12 protein-coding genes are annotated in these 15,834 nt (G+C 70.4%); 6 read left to right on the top strand and 6 right to left on the bottom strand.

What is annotated here, in order from left to right:
* Positions 1-2: 2 nt before the first annotated feature.
* The 4 genes from SLUN_RS37140 to SLUN_RS37120 form a co-directional block, all read right to left on the bottom strand.
* On the bottom strand, positions 3-182 hold the full coding sequence (locus tag SLUN_RS37140) for a hypothetical protein (RefSeq protein ID WP_108154255.1): 180 nt from the start codon (positions 180-182) through the stop codon (positions 3-5).
* Positions 183-648: 466 nt separating this feature from the next.
* The gene (locus tag SLUN_RS37135; protein WP_257153871.1) at positions 649-3,213 is read right to left on the bottom strand and encodes an NACHT domain-containing protein; all 2,565 of its coding nucleotides are present in this window, start codon (positions 3,211-3,213) and stop codon (positions 649-651) included.
* A gap of 65 nt (positions 3,214-3,278) precedes the next feature.
* Positions 3,279-3,641 (bottom strand): hypothetical protein, encoded by a 363-nt coding sequence (locus SLUN_RS37130; protein ID WP_159100426.1) that lies wholly within the window; start codon positions 3,639-3,641, stop codon positions 3,279-3,281.
* Between the two features lie 670 nt (positions 3,642-4,311).
* Positions 4,312-5,220 (bottom strand): GlxA family transcriptional regulator, encoded by a 909-nt coding sequence (locus SLUN_RS37120; RefSeq protein ID WP_108154252.1) that lies wholly within the window; start codon positions 5,218-5,220, stop codon positions 4,312-4,314.
* Between the two features lie 140 nt (positions 5,221-5,360).
* On the opposite strand from SLUN_RS37120, the gene SLUN_RS37115 reads away from it, so the two are divergent.
* From SLUN_RS37115 to SLUN_RS37100, 4 genes are all read left to right on the top strand, one after another.
* Complete coding sequence (locus SLUN_RS37115) at positions 5,361-5,954, top strand: MBL fold metallo-hydrolase (RefSeq protein ID WP_108154251.1); 594 nt, start codon at positions 5,361-5,363, stop codon at positions 5,952-5,954.
* Positions 5,955-6,248: 294 nt separating this feature from the next.
* Positions 6,249-7,382: a winged helix DNA-binding domain-containing protein gene (locus SLUN_RS37110; RefSeq protein ID WP_108154250.1), complete on the top strand. Its 1,134-nt coding sequence runs from the start codon at positions 6,249-6,251 to the stop codon at positions 7,380-7,382.
* A 277-nt stretch (positions 7,383-7,659) separates the two neighbouring features.
* Positions 7,660-8,130, top strand: coding sequence for a DinB family protein (locus tag SLUN_RS37105; protein ID WP_217505021.1), 471 nt, complete (start codon positions 7,660-7,662; stop codon positions 8,128-8,130).
* Positions 8,127-8,588, top strand: coding sequence for a VOC family protein (locus SLUN_RS37100; protein WP_108154249.1), 462 nt, complete (start codon positions 8,127-8,129; stop codon positions 8,586-8,588). Before SLUN_RS37105 ends, SLUN_RS37100 begins: the two co-directional genes overlap by 4 nt.
* Before the next feature lie 204 nt (positions 8,589-8,792).
* On the opposite strand, the gene SLUN_RS37095 is transcribed toward SLUN_RS37100, so the two are convergent.
* Both SLUN_RS37095 and SLUN_RS37090 read right to left on the bottom strand, forming a co-directional pair.
* On the bottom strand, positions 8,793-9,602 hold the full coding sequence (locus SLUN_RS37095; protein WP_217505022.1) for a leucine-rich repeat domain-containing protein: 810 nt from the start codon (positions 9,600-9,602) through the stop codon (positions 8,793-8,795).
* 276 nt (positions 9,603-9,878) lie between these two features.
* A complete protein-coding gene (locus SLUN_RS37090; protein ID WP_108154248.1) occupies positions 9,879-10,826 on the bottom strand; it encodes a helix-turn-helix domain-containing protein in 948 nt (315 codons plus the stop codon).
* A gap of 93 nt (positions 10,827-10,919) precedes the next feature.
* Between SLUN_RS37090 and SLUN_RS37085 the strand changes: the two genes are divergently transcribed.
* Positions 10,920-12,455 (top strand): alpha/beta fold hydrolase, encoded by a 1,536-nt coding sequence (locus tag SLUN_RS37085; RefSeq protein ID WP_108154247.1) that lies wholly within the window; start codon positions 10,920-10,922, stop codon positions 12,453-12,455.
* Positions 12,456-13,116: 661 nt separating this feature from the next.
* On the top strand, positions 13,117-15,816 hold the full coding sequence (locus SLUN_RS37080) for a SpoIIE family protein phosphatase (RefSeq protein ID WP_257153870.1): 2,700 nt from the start codon (positions 13,117-13,119) through the stop codon (positions 15,814-15,816).
* Positions 15,817-15,834 lie beyond the last annotated feature (18 nt).

Here is a 15,834-nt window from a genome sequence, read left to right as displayed (position 1 = left end):
CATCACGGAAGCGCGGCAGCGTCTTCCTTGATGCCGTGAAGCACGGCAAGAGCCCGGGCCCGTGTGTCCCCGCCGCTCCACAGGCGCAGCACGGCGACGCGGTCCATCTCCAGCCGCTGCCCCTCGGCCAGACGCTGGAGCATTTCGCTGATCATGGCCGTAGCCCGTTCCCGCTTCTCCACTGCCCCTCCCTCGGGTCCTTCACGTAGTACGGCGAGCGTACGGCGGCAGCCGTGACCCGGGCCGTCTGTCCCAGCAGGCACCCCGTCCGGCCCAGCAGGCCGCCTGCTAATCACCCCCGAACCGCCAGGCCAGCACGCCCCGATCTCAGTTCCCCCGAGCTCGTAAGCGCGCGCGGGGGTCTCGCAATTAGTCGTCGAACGCGATCGCAGACGGGTCGACCGAGTGGGCGCTGACCTCGTGCTGGAATTCGGTTACGTAGCGCTGGAACCGAGCGGACTGGAGAGAATCGCCAGCTTCCACGGCCATGCTGGCTGTGGTGACGGTGGTTCCCCATCCGTGTGCGCAGACTCGACTTTGATCCGGAGACACTCCGGACATCGGCCCGCCGATACGAGCGCGAGCCTCAGGACTGTACGGGACCCAGAAGCCGGAGGCTGCTACTCGACGTCCATCGGTCTATCCGAGTCAGGTTGCTCCATTGACCCTGCTGGCGTCGATGACATCGAAACGCTCGTGCAGTGACCCCGCGTCGACCAGGATTTGGTCCGGGTGTATGCCAATCGTACGCAGCGTGGGGTGGGCGGCCAGAGAGGACAGATCCACGGGCGTGGCGCTGTGGTCGAGGATCAAGGTGTGCAGCTGCGAGAAAGCTGCCAGCCAGTACCAGGTGACGGATTGGTCGGCCTGGAGCCACAGGTGGGTGAGCTTGCGGTGGACGATGCCGGCCACGAGGTTGTTGGAGCCCAAACCCTCGCCGATACGCAGTCGTGCGCGACCGCCGAGGTTTTGCAACGCGCCGAGTTCCGCGAGCGTCAGTACGTCGAAGTAAATGTCTTCCCCGGCCATCTGGGAGATCACATCCTCAGCGTACTGGTCGGTGTCGAAGTGGTGCCAGGCGATGGCCAGCTGGGTGCGCACTCCTAGATCCGGGTGGTCGGCATAGCGGGCGAGGATGGGTATGGCGGCGTCACCTCCGATGAGCATCGCTGTCTGCACGGTGAGAGTGGCTGCCTCCGGCTCCAACCCCTCGGGCCCGGGAAGCAGCTCCAGGACGACCGGTCCTACCTGAGCCAGGTCACGCGCCTCTGAAACGCTCTTGGGCGGGATCAGGGCGCTGGCGCGGCGTTCCACCTCGGTGCGGATCGAGGGGGCGAGCTGGGTGGCGTGCTCCAGGGACGCCATGGCCAGCAGGTGCAGCTGGGTACGGCGACGATGTGTACTCGCGGTATCGCCGCGGGCAATGAGTTCGGCCAGGAGCTCGGCGCGTTCACTGGGGCGTGCGTGGGCTATGGCCATGCGGATGACGTCTTCCCACTGACTGTCCGCAGCACGCAGGACCAGAAGAGCCAGGTCTCCCTCCTCTACCGCCGCCTTGGCACCAAGATAGTCCTGGAACGTGCGGTGGATGAAGTCGATGGTCCCGGGAACGGGTTCGCGTAGGACACCGCTGCGAAGCAAGAGGTGGCGAAAGACCTCTTGGGCGGTGCCCTGGCTGACGGCCGCCGAGACGGAAGGGAGGGTCTGGGCGATGATTCTTTCGGCCTGGGTACGCTCAAGTTCCGATTTGCCGTTCAGGAGGAACTTGTAGGCCAGTCTCTGAAGAAACTGGGTCTTAGGTTCTTCGGTGAGTTCGATGCCGTCTATGGCCGACATGTCCCGCTCGATGTCGCGGCGGGAGAGGTCTCCCTTAGTTCGGACGGCAGCCGTCAGTGACTGCTCGTAGGCGTCCAGCAGCTGGCGCTCGGCGTCGTCACCGCTGCGCGCAGCGGTGTGCCAGCGGCGGATGAAGTGAGTGACATCGCCGCGGCTCATGGGAGCCAAGGACAGTTCGGTGAATCCCTGGGCCTCCAGCCATCGGTCGCGTACGGCTGACGGGCGGGAAGTAATGAGCCACAGGTTGTCCGGGTACATGGAGATTAGGTCGCGGAGCCAGACTTTGGTCCGTTCGCGGACTTTTTCCGGTACTTCGTCCACGCCGTCCACCAGGAGCAACCCACGTCCCGCACGCAGGACGCGGTCGGTCCAGCCGCGAGGTTGCGCCTCGGCCAGGGGACTACGGACTGCGGCCAGGAAGCGGCCGGGGGTGGGGAGGTCATGCCACAGGTGGGTCAAAGTGCGGAGTGCGAGAACAAAGGGGACACGGCCGGACAGGGGCGCCAGATGACGTCCATTGTCAGACCCCTGGCGGGCAGTGGTCACAGCCAGCCACTGCACCAGGGTGGTCTTGCCCGAACCCGCGACTCCGCGCAGCAGCGCCCGATCGCGCCCTGCCAAGATGTATTCGGCGCGGATCGGGGCTTGGCGACCGCGCTCGTTTACGCCCACTTCCAAGCTGAGATAGGCGGTGTCCAGGGGCCATTCGTCTGGGGAGTTGGTGAAGTCGATGCCGTAAATGGTCAGGGTGCCGTGCTTGTTGATGATGTGCTCGGCGTAACGGGCCTCGAACATGGTGTCCTCGGCGAGTAAGGACGGGGTGCGCTCAAGGAGCAGGTCGATCCGCGCAATGGAGTCGGCGAGCTGGCTGCTGTGACCGACCAGGGTGCGTGCGACGAACGTGGAGCGCTGGGTGAAGAAATGCAGGATGTGGAGACAGGCGACCTCCAGCAGCGCGTCGTGCAGGCGTGCGGCGTCGTCGGACAGGTGGTAGGTGGTGTGGGGGTCGGTATCGCGCAAACGTTTGGCGAGCGCTTTGTGCCCCAGCTGTACGGCCTGTACGTCATCCATGTCCAGGTTGCCCAGGCATTGCACGGTGCGGGCTAAGGCGATAGCGACGGCCGCTTCCTCATCAGCGCTGACCGGCCGCTCATGGGCGCCGGCGGATGCGACGGCGCGCCGGACTAACTCGGCTGTGATTTTCTGCAGCTCCCTCTCGCCCAGACTCCGCTTCTCTCCACGGAATGTGACCAGCCCGGAGATCTTGACCGGCCTATTGACGAGACCAGCCCCGGGCCCATCCGCGGTGAAGAGTTTCCTTACCAAAGGCACGACAGCACTCGAAGCAAGTCGAGCACCGATGGCCGCAGCATCCACGTGTCCCCCAGCCCCTTTTCCGACCCTCAGAGAGTAGAGCGCTGCAACCAGGGCGCACCACCGAATCAGCACGCGCTTGCGCTGCCATGCCAACCGGTACCGCGGGAAGACCCGCCCTGGCCGCCGCTGGCGTGGAGCCACATGGGGAGCCGGTGAACCCGTGGCCCCACGGGTACATCCGGCACTTCCCGGAGAAGGAGCATGAGCGGATCGTGCTGCAGGCCACGGTCACGGTGCGGCACTTCCACAGCGCGCACCTGGAGGTTCTTTTCGACGGCGACCTGGTCGACGACCACGACGGCCGCGCCCGCCCGGCCCAGGCTGTCCTCGCGGCGGGCGGCGACGGAACTCACCAGGCTCTGCTCTGCAAGGACTTCACCATCAAGGGGCACCATCACCGTGCACGACGGTCGCGACAACGGCGTCACCGACGGGTGGTCCTTGGACCTGACCGGCTGCCCAGTCCAGCCCCACGAAAGCCGCGACGGTGCCTGGGGCGTCGTGCCCGACCACCTCACCGACGGCACCGGACGGCGCTCTCTGGTCTACGAACTCCGACTCCCACGACGGTGGACGTACTGGAACTCCCGGCAAGACAGCCTGGAACTTCCCGCCCCTCGGTAAACCAGCTGAGCCAGCCAGAAGATCCCGCTCGCCCGGGCGTCCGTGTGTGTGACGGCCCATGCAACTCGCCCGGGCAGATCGGTCACTACGGTCTGCTGCTACTGCGTCAGGCTGCGATGCCTGCTCGGCCATCGTGACGCCGACCGTTGCGGCCATGGTGGCACCGGCTTGGCCATGGTGCACCGGGCAAGCCTGCCCCGCAGGGAGGCTTGCCCGGCTAGGAAAGAGGCCTGCCCAGCTACCCATGCGCGCCTCGGCGGCCGACCGGTTCGGGGTAGCGCTCGCGGCAGGAGTGGACCTCTCACCCGTCGCCGACTCAACAGGGACAAGGAGAGAGGCGTCAGCATCCCCAGTCCGACGACCGGGCAGTTCGTGACGGCGAAGATTGACTGGACAGGGATCCGCAGCTCACCTCGCAGCCAGGTGCCTGTGGGAGAGCGGCCTGCTCAGAACGGCGTCTGCTCGCCCGGCTGGCTACGGCGCGTTGGTGAAGGAGCGGCGGTAGGAACGGGGCGGCACACCCCGGCGGCGCACGAACTGTTCGCGCAGGACGGCCGCGCTTCCGTATCCGACCCGGTGGGCGATCTCCTCGATCGAAAGGTCCGTGGTTTCCAGGAGTTCCTCGGCGCTGCTCAGTCGCAGGCTCCGGAGCCAGGCGTGCGGGGTGGTGCCGGTCGCGGCGGCGAAGCGGCGGGCGAAGGACCGTTTGCTCATCACGGCGCGTCGGGCCAGTTCCGCGACGGGAAGCGATTCGTGGAGGTGTTCGCGGGCCCAGGCGAGCACCTCGGCGAGACGCTCGTCCTGGCAGTCCTCAGGGACGGGTGAGGTCAGATACTGGGCCTGACCGCCGTCCCGGTGGGAGGGCAGCACCATGTCGCGGGCGACGGCGTTGGCCATCGCGGCCCCGTACTCCCGCCTCAGCAAATGCAGGCACAGATCGAAGCCCGCGGCGGCTCCCGCACCCGTGGTGATCCGCCCTTCGTCGATGTACAGGGCGTCGGGGTCCACAACGACGTCCGGGTGGCGGTGGGCCAGCAGTTCGGCGAACCGCCAGTGCGTGGTGGCCCGTCGGCCGTCGAGCAGCCCGGCGGCGGCGAGCGCGAACGTGCCGACACAGTGGGCCGCGACCAGTGAGCCGCTCTCGTTTGCGGCCGAAAGCGCGTCAAGCACAGCGGGACCGGGTGGCGTACGGAAGCCGGCCCATGGCAATGCGATCACCAGATCAGCGGCCGCCAGCCGGTCCAGGCCGTCCGCGACCATGAGCGGCACGCCGAGGTCGGTAGGGACCGGACCGGGCCGGTCGGTGCACAGCACGAAGTCGAAGCCGGGCAGCCCCTCCCCGTGAGGGCCGAACACCTCGGCGACGATGCCGACGGCGAGCATGCCGACACCAGGGGGAACGTACGCGGCAACGGTCACGAAAGGCGGCACGGGAGCAGTGTGGCACGCGTGGCACGAATCCTGCGATGAGGGGCAGCAGTGCCACTCGTCAGCGGTCCGGCCTGCCCGGAACGATGGGGGACATGACAGACGCACCGCTCGGCCGCAGCGCCGTGTACACGATCCTCACCACCGGCTACGTCGGCTCCACCGGTCCCGGAGTCGCCGCCACCGTCTCCTACGTCACCGACGGCGACCGGCATGTGATCTTCGACCCGGGCATGGTGGCGAGCCGCGACCACATCCTCGGCCCGCTCCTGGAGTTGGGGCTCGGCCCCGACGACATCACCGACGTGGTGCTCAGCCACCACCACCCGGACAACAACATGAACGTGGGCCTGTTCGGACGGGCCAGGGTCCACGACCACAAGGTGGAGTACCTGGGCGACCAGTGGAGGAACCGGGACGCGGAGGGCTACGAACTAACCCCGTCGCTGCGGCTGATCCGCACACCGGGACACAGCCTCGAGGACATCACCCTGCTGGCCGGCACGGACACGGGCGTGGTGGCGTTCGCCGGCGACCTGTGGTGGCACTCGGACGGCCCCGCGGACGACCCCGTAGCCCCGGACCGCGAGGTACTGCGCGCCTCCCGGCTCCGCGTGCTGGCCGCCGCGGACCTGATCGTGCCCGGCCACGGCAGCCCCTTCAAGGCCGACATCACCGCGCCGCGCTAACCGTCGCCGTGTGCGTGGTCGTGCTGCTGGGTGGTCACCCGCGCAGTGTCGCAGTCCCGCTCCCGTGTCGGCAGCGGGTTTTCACCGGCCGTCACGCAGCGTCCGGGGACGGACAACTCTCCCTCGCCGACATAGGCGGCATGCCGCAGGTAGCGAACCCGGTTGACTTTGTGGATGACCAGGAACAGCGGCCCCGGACAGGCTCGATGTGGTCGGTAGAACGCAGAATCTGGACCCCGCCGGTCGGTCGGAGCGAGGCGCTGACGGGTGCGGGACAGGGCAGAATCCTGGGCTGTGATGATCACCGCGCGCGAACTCAACCGGGCGACCCTCAGCCGCCAGCTGCTGCTGGAACGTGAGCCGCTGACCGTGCCCGATGGGGTGCGGCGCGTGGTCGCGCTCCAGGCGCAGCACCCGGCCTCGCCGTACCTCGCCCTGTGGAACCGGCTCACCGGTTTCGCTCCGGCCGAGCTCGACGCCGCCTTCACCGGGCGATCGGTGGTCAAGGCGACCCTGATGCGGATCACCCTGCACGCCGTGCACGCTGAGGACTACCCGGTCTTCCGTGCGGCGATGCAGCCCACGCTGTACGCCTCCCGGCTCGGCCACCGCTTCGCCGTCTCGGGGCTGACCCCCTCGGACGCTGACGAACTAGTGCCGGAGCTGCTGGCCTTCGCCCGTCGGACGCGGACCTCGGCAGAGATGCAGGCGTGGGCCGAGGAGCGGCTCGGCGCCGAGAAGAAGGACGCGGCGTGGTGGGGGCTGAAGGCGTACGCGCCGCTGCACCACGCCCCGACGGATGCGCCCTGGTCATTCGGCCACCGGCCGTCCTTCGTCGCGGCCGGAACCGGGCCCGTGCCCGCGGACCGGGCGGTGGAGCCTCAGGCGCTGCGGACCCTGATCCTGCGCTATCTGGCGGGGTTCGGGCCCGCGTCGGTCGCGGACGTGGCGCAGTTCGCCATGGTGCAGCGGGCACCCGTCCGCGCGGCGCTCCGCGCTCTGGACAGTGCCGTCGAGCAGCTCCAGGGGCCGGACGGCGGCGCGCTGTTCGACCTTCCGGGCGCCTTCCGGCCGCCCGCCGAAACCCCCGCCCCGCCCCGGCTCATGGCCATGTGGGACAGCATTCTGCTGGCCTACGCCGACCGCAGCCGGGTGATACCCCCGGCCTACCGCCCTCTGGTGATCCGGCGCAACGGCGACGTACTGCCCACCCTGCTGGTGGACGGCCATGTCGCCGGTGTGTGGCGCCCGGCGGACGGCGGCATCGAGGCCACGGCCTTTCACCCTCTGTCATCCGCCACCTGGGACGGACTCGCCGCGGAGGCCCAGTCCCTGACGGCCCTCCTCAGCGACCGCGAGGCGGCGGTCTACAGCCGTTACCACCACTGGTGGGCAAAGCTCCCCGAGGCCGAGGTACGGATGCTGTAAGCAGCGATTTCGTCGCTCAGATTTCGATAACACACGCTCAAGGGTCGCCGGGACCGGGGGATTTGCGGGCAACCGCAATAGGGGTGGCCTACGACCACGGCCGGCGCGCTGTTCCTATGCCTCTGTGACGGAGCACAGGATCAGACGAAGGCCGCCTACAGGGCCCGGCGGCCGGGCTCCGTCGTACCCCCGCTCGTCACCGCTTGCCGCGTCCATGTCGCCCACACTGTCAGAGATGCGGACCGATCCTGTCCGCTAGAGGTGTCAGGGTTGCTCCATGGATGCAGACGAACTCGACTGGAACCGGACGCTGCGCGAGCAGTGGGAGTTCCACGGGAGCCATCAGCTCCGAGCCCGGCTCGACGGCCTCACAGACGACGAGTACTTCTGGTCGCCGGTGCCGGACGCCCGGAGCGTGCGGCCGCGCGGCAGCTCGACGGCGCCCGTGCAGTTCGGTGCCGGGGACTTCACGATGGACTACGCCTTCCCCGAGCCAGTCCCCGCGGCCCTCACCACGATCGCCTGGCGACTCGGTCACGTCATCGTCGGCGTGCTCGCCGCGCGCAACGCGGCGCACTTCGGCGCGCCGACGGCGTCGTACGAGACCTGGCAGTACGCCGACAGCGCGGCCACCGCGCTCGACCAGCTCGAGGCCCAGCTCGACGTCTGGCCGGCCGGGGTGCCCGGCCTCGGCGACGCCGGGCTCCGGGTCCACACGAAACCCGCTACGAACGGAGCAACCCGATGAGCCGCCACGTCCAGGTCACCTTCGACGCCCACGACCCGCGGGCGCTTTCGTCCTTCTGGCGCGACGTACTTGGCTACGTCCACCCAGGCCCGCCCGGAGTCGACCTGCCCGAGGACGCCGACCCGCTGGCCGCGTGGGACGACTTCCTCGCGCGGGTCGGCGTACCGGAGGAGCAGCGCAACACGAGATCGGCCATCGAGGACCCGGACAGGCACGGCCCACGGCTGTTCTTCCAGCAGGTGCCGGAGGACAAGGTCACCAAGAACCGCGTCCACCTCGACGTCCGTGCGGCTCCCGGACTGCGGGGAGAGGAGCGGATGGCGGCACTGGAGGTCGAGTGCGACCGACTCCTCGCGCTGGGAGCGACGCGGGTACGTCGCTACGAGCCCGCTCCCCCGATGAGCGCCGGCTTCATCGTGATGACCGACCCCGAGGGCAACGAGTTCTGCCTGGACTGACACAGCTCAGCCGCAGTCGCGGAAGCCGCGGCCGGTCTTAGGGCCGAGGCAGCCGGCAGTGACGAGGTGCTCCAGCAGCGGGGCAGCTGCTGCAGCCGGTTGGGACCTCCTCGCAGGTCGCCTCGGTCTGCCATGGAACACGTAGGCACGCTTGTCGCACCGGGTTGCCACGGCCCGAAAGCTTTGAGGGCGCTGATCGTTCGCTCAGTCCCAATCAGGCGCGGGCTGGTCGACTCGGCCGCCTTGGTGCGGCGATGGAATGTGGTCCTGTGCGCCGCCGGGAAGGGCTGCCACGCATGCTGAGGAACAGGCGCTGGCCAAGAGGGGCAGGATGTCGGTGGCCACGCGCAAGGAGATCCAGGCCTGGTGGAGCCCACGCTGTTCCATCGGCTGGTCGCAGACACTGCATGTGTGGATGGCTGTCGCTCCCCAGTGGCGGGGGTTCAGGCCGGTCAGATCGAGTTCCGCGGCGGAGTCTTGAGGCGGCTGGAGCCGGGGGAAGGGCGGACGCAGCTTGAAGTTGCCGAACAACGACCGTGTGCTGACCGTGCTGCGGATCAGCCGTGAGCATCTGGTGATCTCGTAGGGGAACCAGTGCAGGCGGTGCGACGTGTAGGGGGTGAACTCCTCCAGGCTGGTCATGGCTCCGATCTCGGGCGGGACGCGGACCAGGTTGCTGCCGTAGAGCACGAAGTGCCTGACCGCTGTCAGCTTGGAGATGGACGGCGGCAGGGTGACGATCTGTCGCCGTTCCCGCGGGCTGAGTTCGACCAGCGGACGGAACTCTTCCCGGCCGTCAGCGGCCGCCTCCTCGATCAGCGCGAGCAGATGCTGCCAGCCCGCGGAGGAGGTGTCCTGAGGCTCGGTGTGGAAACCGACGCGGGCGCGCGGATGCGCCTTGTACTGATCGAAGCACGAACAGATGTCCCGGTAGGACCCCCGTCCCCGAGGATCCGGATCCGATGTGTCGCCCCAGCGGTTCACAAAGAGTGCCGGCTCTTCCTCATCCCCCATGGCGCAAAGATACGGACTCTGTGGCCGCTTGGCCCGCTAATCGTCGGACGGGAGGGCTGGTCATCCGGTATCCGCCGACTCGGCCTGGGACTTGGACTGGGCGAGGCGGTAGGCGTCGGCCACGCGTGAGGGTGATCGCGTGTGCTGGGCGCCGAGTTCGCCCGGCTCCACGGCAACTGACCGCCTGGGACGCCCGCTTCTACGGCGCTCCCGGCGACCCGGACTTCGGTGAGCCCGAACGCGTCTCCTCAAAGCGGCTATAACCGCATGACGGGCTCAGGCCGCCGCGGCGGCCGTTTCCGCGTCCAGTGCCGCCAGCAGCCAGTCGTGCGCGGACCCGGGGGTCGGCTCCGGCCGCCCACCCGGCGGGGTGATCACCTCGGCCACCAGCTCCCAGTACCGGTCGATCCGCGGGTCGGCCGCGAGCTGCCCGGCCAGCAGACGGCGGAAGTCCGGGGTGTCTCGGGTGCCGTACGCGCTCGCGTACGCAGCCACGAAGCTGTCCAGCGCCTCGCCCGCGTACGGTCCCCGGTCCCGGCGCAGCTGCCCGCCCGCCAGCTCGTACGCCTCGGCCAGGCCCGCGTACAGCACGCCCGACCCGCGGGCCCCCGTGGCCCTGTGCGCCTCGGGCTGGCACTGCTCGGCGCCCGTGCACGGGCGGGTCACGAAGGCGTACAGCCGGGCGAATGCGAGCACCTGGGCCGGGTCCGGGTCGCCGGGCGGCTGCGGGACCGCCACCTCCAGGACCGCGGCGGTCGACCGGGCCGGCATCCGCGGCGGCAGCCAGCCGCGCCAGAACCGGACCAGCGGGTCCGTGCTCGGCGGGGCGGTCACCGCGCCGATCAGGCGCAGCCGGTCGGCCCGCTCCCCGGGCGGGCAGTCCTGCACCAGCCGCAGCCCCGCCTCCCGCCAGCGCAGGGCCTTGAGCTGGGAGCCGAGTTCGCGCAGCTGCCCGGCGACGGCGTCCTCCAGTACGCTGCCCGCCTCGTCCTCCTCGTCGAGGATGCGGTGCACCTCGGGGACCGGCAGGTCGAGGGTGCGCAGGGAGCGGATCAGGCGCAGCCGGTCGAGCGCGCCGGGGCCGTACCGGCGGTGCCCGCCGGCGCTGCGGGAGGCCTCCGGCAGCAGGCCGCGGTCGGAGTAGAAGCGGACGGTCTTGACGGTGACACCCGCGTGCTCGGCGAGTTCGCCGATGCTGCACAGGCCGTCGTGTGACGTGAACACTTGAACCTCCCTCAGGGGGAGTTCCTACCGTACCGGCGAGCGCGGCCGGGTATCGGGCCGGTCCGCGGACGACGGCGTACTGAGGAGAGGGCCATGACCGCATTCATCATGGTGTCGGGCGTGTTCACCGGCGCACACGTGTGGGAGGACGCGGCCGCACGACTGGCGGCGGCGGGCGACGAGGTGCACGCGGTGGCCCTCACCGGACTCGGCGGGCCCCGCGGTACCGCGGGGGGCCGCATCGACCTGGAGACGCACATCGCGGACGTGCTCGCGGTGATCGACTCGGTCGGCGCGGCGGCCGGCCGGGAGATCGTGCTGGTCGGCCACGACTACGGCATCCACCCGGTGCTGGGCGCCGCCGACCGGCGGGCGGAGCGCATCGCCCGGATCGTCTACCTGGACGCGGGGATGCCGCAGGACGGCGTCCCGGCCCTGGCCGCGGTGCCCGACCAGTCCCTGCGCGGGCAGTTGGCCGAGCACGCCGGGGCGGGCGGATCGGGCGCGGCGGAGGGGGCTGACAGGGAGCTGCCGCCCCCGGCCCGCGACGAGTGGCAGCGCTGGGGCAGCACCGCGGGCGTCCCCGACGCGGCGCTGGACCGGCTCACCGCCCTCGCCGCGCCGCAGCCGCTGGGCACTCTGCTCCAGCCGCTGCGGCTGACGGGCGCGGTGGCCGCGGTGCCCACCACCGGGGTGCTGTGCACCGGCAACGGCGCAAGCATCGAGATGGTCCAGATGCTGGTGGGCTTCGGCGACCCCGGCCTGCAGGCCCTGACCGATCCCCGGGTGAGGTTCTTCGAACTCCCCACCGGGCACTGGCCCATGCTGTCCTGCCCGGCCGAGCTGGCGGAGGTCCTGCTGCGGGCCGCGGCCGACGAGGGGCACCGGCTGGAGCCGGCGGACGCCGCGGAGCCGCCCGCGCACCTGCGGTCGTTCCTGCTGGACGTGCCCGAACTCCCCCGCGAGCGGACAGGGAACGTCGACCTGTACCTGCCCCACGCCGAGGAGCCGCGGCCGGCGGTGGTGTTCGTGCACGGCGGCCCGGTGCCCGCCGAGGCCCGGCCGACCCCGCGGGACTGGCCGACCCTGATGGGGTACGCCCGGTACGCGGCCGGGCAGGGGGTGGTGGGCGTGACACTCGACCACCGCCTGCACGACGTGGCCGACTACGAGCGCGCCGCCGCAGACGTGGCCGCCGCGGTGGAGCTGGTCCGGGCCGATCCGCGGGTGGACGCGGACCGGGTCGCGCTGTGGTTCTTCTCGGGCGGCGGTCTGATCTCGGCGGACTGGCTGGGGGCGCCCCCGGCGTGGCTGCGCTGCCTGGCGGCCAGCTACCCGATCCTGGCGCCGCTGCCGAACTGGGGGCCGACCGGCCGGTTCCACCCGGCGGACGCGGTCGCGGACGCGGGCGCCCTGCCCGTAGTGCTCACCCGGGCGGGGCTCGAGATGCCCGAGATCGCCGCCACCGTCGAGGAGTTCCTGGCCGCGGCCAAGGACTGCGGGGCGGACGTCGAGGTGGTCGACGTGCCGCACGGCCACCACGGCTTCGAGACCCTCGACCCGACCGACGAGTCGCGCGAGGCCGTGCACCGCGCGATGCGCTCGGTGCTGGCCCACCTGACGGCCTGAGCCGGGCCCGCCGGGCACTCGGCGGGGGCTGGCCGGGCCCTGTGCCGTCGCGAACCCAGGCCCCCAGGGGGACGACAACGCGGCGAGCGTGCGTGCCAGGGCACGCGAGCCCGGCACGATCCGAACGAGAGGCCCTATAGGTGTGTGCGCGTACGCAGGCGCTCCGATCGCCCCGGCGACTGAGGTCCGAACGAGTCCGGCAGCCTGCGATCGTCGCGGGAGGCCGCCGCTGCGGAGATGGGTCCCGCGACACTGTGGCGCCCCCCGGGACGTCTTCGACGACGCCCCCTCTACGCCGGCCCGCGCCGATGAAACCGAGGCCTGTGCAGCGACACCCGCAAACGCCCGATCCGCACACTGGGCAAGTCTCACCCGGTCGCCGGCCGGCCGGCGACCGACGGTGAACACCGGCCGGACTGCGACACAGACCCGATGCCCCCTGTAGCAGGGCAGACCCACTCGCTCCGGGCCGTGGGGGCCGAGTCCCGTCCGGCCCGGGACCGGCGAGTTCATTGGCACACAGCTCGACCGCGTGGTGCCCGCGCTGGACGCCCACTCGACCGGCGTCGGCAGGTCGTGCGGGCCGGTCCGCCGGGTTCGAGCCCGTTCCTCGAAGGCTCCGCGGTGTTACAAATGACAACGTGATCGATCCCTGCAACCCGTGTCGGGAACCTTGGTGCTGTCGCTGACCGGGAAGCACCCGCGAACCGTCGCCGGACAGGTGTTCATACTCCAGGCGGCGGTCGTAGTGCTGCTCACCGCCGGCGCCGTACTGGCGCTGGTGCTCCAGTCGCGGAACGACGTCGATCGGGAGGCCCGCCGCCTGTCGGTGGGGGTCGCCGAGACATTCGCCCACTCACTCGGGCTCCGTGAGGCGCTGAAGGCCCCGGACCCGTCCAAGGTCCTCCAGCCGCTCACAGAAGAGATGCGCAAACGCGCGGGCGTCGACTTCATCGTAGTGATGGACACCGGCGGAATCCGCTACACGCACCCCCAGCCCGAGCGTATCGGCAAGCGATTCGTGGGCACGATCGAGCCCTCCCTGGCAGGCCGGGTGCACACCGAGAGCGTGCGAGGGCCTCTCGGCCAGGAGATCCAGGCCGTGGTCCCGGTGACCTCCGCCGACGGCAAGGTCGTGGCGCTGGTGTCGGCCGGTCTCACAGTGGAGAACGTGACCGGCGTGGTCGACCGGCAGCTCCCCGTCATCCTCGGGGTCAGCGCGGCCGGCCTGGGCCTGGCCACCGTCGGCACTGCGCTGATCACCAGACGGCTGCAGCGACAGACCCACGGGCTCGGGCCGCTGGAGATGACCCGGATGTACGAACACCACGACGCGGTCCTGCACGCCGTCCGCGAGGGCGTCCTGATCACCGATGCGGACGGGCGGCTGGTGCTCGCGAACGACGAGGCCAGACGGCTGCTGGCACTGCCGGCCGACGCGGAGGGACGCGACATCAGGCGCCTGCCCGACCTCGACAAGCGCGTGGCCGGACTCCTGCTGTCCGGTCGGGTGGCCACGGACGAGGTCCTCGCGGCCGGGGACCGGCTGCTGGTGGTGAACCAGCGGCCGACGATGCCCCGCGGCCAGCCGGAGGGGGCCGTGGTCACCATTCGCGACTCCACCGAGATGCGCATCCTCACCGGCCGGGCGGAAGCGGCTCGCAGGCGGCTGAAACTGCTGTACGACGCCGGTATCGGCATCGGGACCAGTCTCGACGTGGAGCGGACCGCCGAAGAGCTGGCTGACGTCGCCGTACCCCGGTTCGCGGACTACGTGACCGTCGATCTGGCGGACCCCGTGCTCCACGGCGACGAGCCGACCGGCACGAGCGCCGACATGCGCCGTACCGCGGTGAGCGGCATCAGTGACGACCAGCCGCTCTACCCGCGCGGCAAGCTGATCGACTTTCTCCCGTCCACACCGCAGGCGCGCGGCTTGGGCACCGGCCAGGCAGAACTGGTACCCAACCTGGCCGACGCGCCCGGCTGGTTGGCCCAGGACCCGCCGCGGACGCAGAGCGTGATCGACTACGGCATCCACTCCCTCATCACCGCCCCCCTCAAAGCGCGGGGCGTCGTGCTCGGAGTGGTCAACTTCTGGCGCTCGCAGAAGCCGGAGCCCTTTGACGACGACGATCTGTCCTTGGCCGAGGAGCTGGTCGCCCGGGCCGCGGTCAGCATCGACAACGCCCGCCGGTACACCCGTGAGCACGCCATGGCCGTGACGCTCCAGCGCAGCCTGTTGCCGCAGGCCCTGCCCGACCAGAGCGCCGTGGACGTGGCGCACTACTACCAGCCCGCGCAGTCCGGGGTGGGCGGCGACTGGTTCGACGTGATCCCGCTGCCGGGCAGCCGCGTCGCGCTCGTCGTCGGCGATGTGGTCGGCCATGGGCTGCACGCTGCGGCCACCATGGGCCGGCTGCGGACGGCTGTGCACAACTTCTCGTCCCTCGACCTGCCGCCCGACGAGCTGCTCGCCCGCCTCGACGAACTCGTCCAGCGCATCGACCGCGACGGGGATGTGGGCGACGGCGGCATGCTGGGCGCCACTTGCCTGTACGCCGTCTACGACCCGGTCTCCCAGCACTGTGCCGTGGGACGGGCGGGACACCCGCCGCCCCTGGTGGTCCGTCCCGACGGCACGGTGGACATCCCCCAGGTGCCGGCCGGACCCCCGCTGGGGCTGGGCGGGATGCCGTTCGAGACCGCGGAGCTGAACCTGAGCGAGGGCAGCCAGCTCGTGTTCTACACGGACGGGCTGATCGAGGACCGCACCCGCGACATCGACGAGGGGCTGGAACTGCTGCGCGCGGCCCTGAGCCATCCAGGACGGCGCCCGGAGGAGAGCTGCCGCGCGGTCCTCGACGCGCTCCTGCCGGCTCGTCCGCGCGACGACGTGGCTCTGCTCATCGCGCAGACCCGGACCCTCGACGCCGATCACGTCATCGAGTGGGCTGTGCCGTTCGAGCCGAGCGCGGTCGGCGCCATGCGAGCCGTCGTCGTGGAGAAGCTGGATGAATGGGGTCTGTCTGATCTCGCTTTCGGCACGGAGCTGGTGCTCAGCGAGTTGATCACCAACGCGATCCGCTACGGCTCCGCTCCGGTCCGCGTAAGGCTGCTGCGCGACCGCACGCTGACCTGCGAGGTGTCCGACGGGAGCAGCACCTCACCCCATCTCCGCTACGCCGCCACCACGGACGAGGGCGGGCGTGGGCTCTTCCTGGTGGCGCAGCTCAGCCGGCGGTGGGGTACCCGCTACACCCCCGAGGGCAAGGTCATCTGGGCCGAGCAGCCGCTGCCGGGCTCCTCGGAGGGCCCGGAGAATCAGCTCCCGGACTTCCTCGACGCCGACGCGATCTGACGGCCTCGAGCGCAGGCG

This window comes from Streptomyces lunaelactis (assembly GCF_003054555.1).
In the GTDB taxonomy this organism is placed as follows: Bacteria; Actinomycetota; Actinomycetes; order Streptomycetales; family Streptomycetaceae; genus Streptomyces; species Streptomyces lunaelactis.
This window is presented reverse-complemented; position numbering and strand designations above follow the sequence as displayed.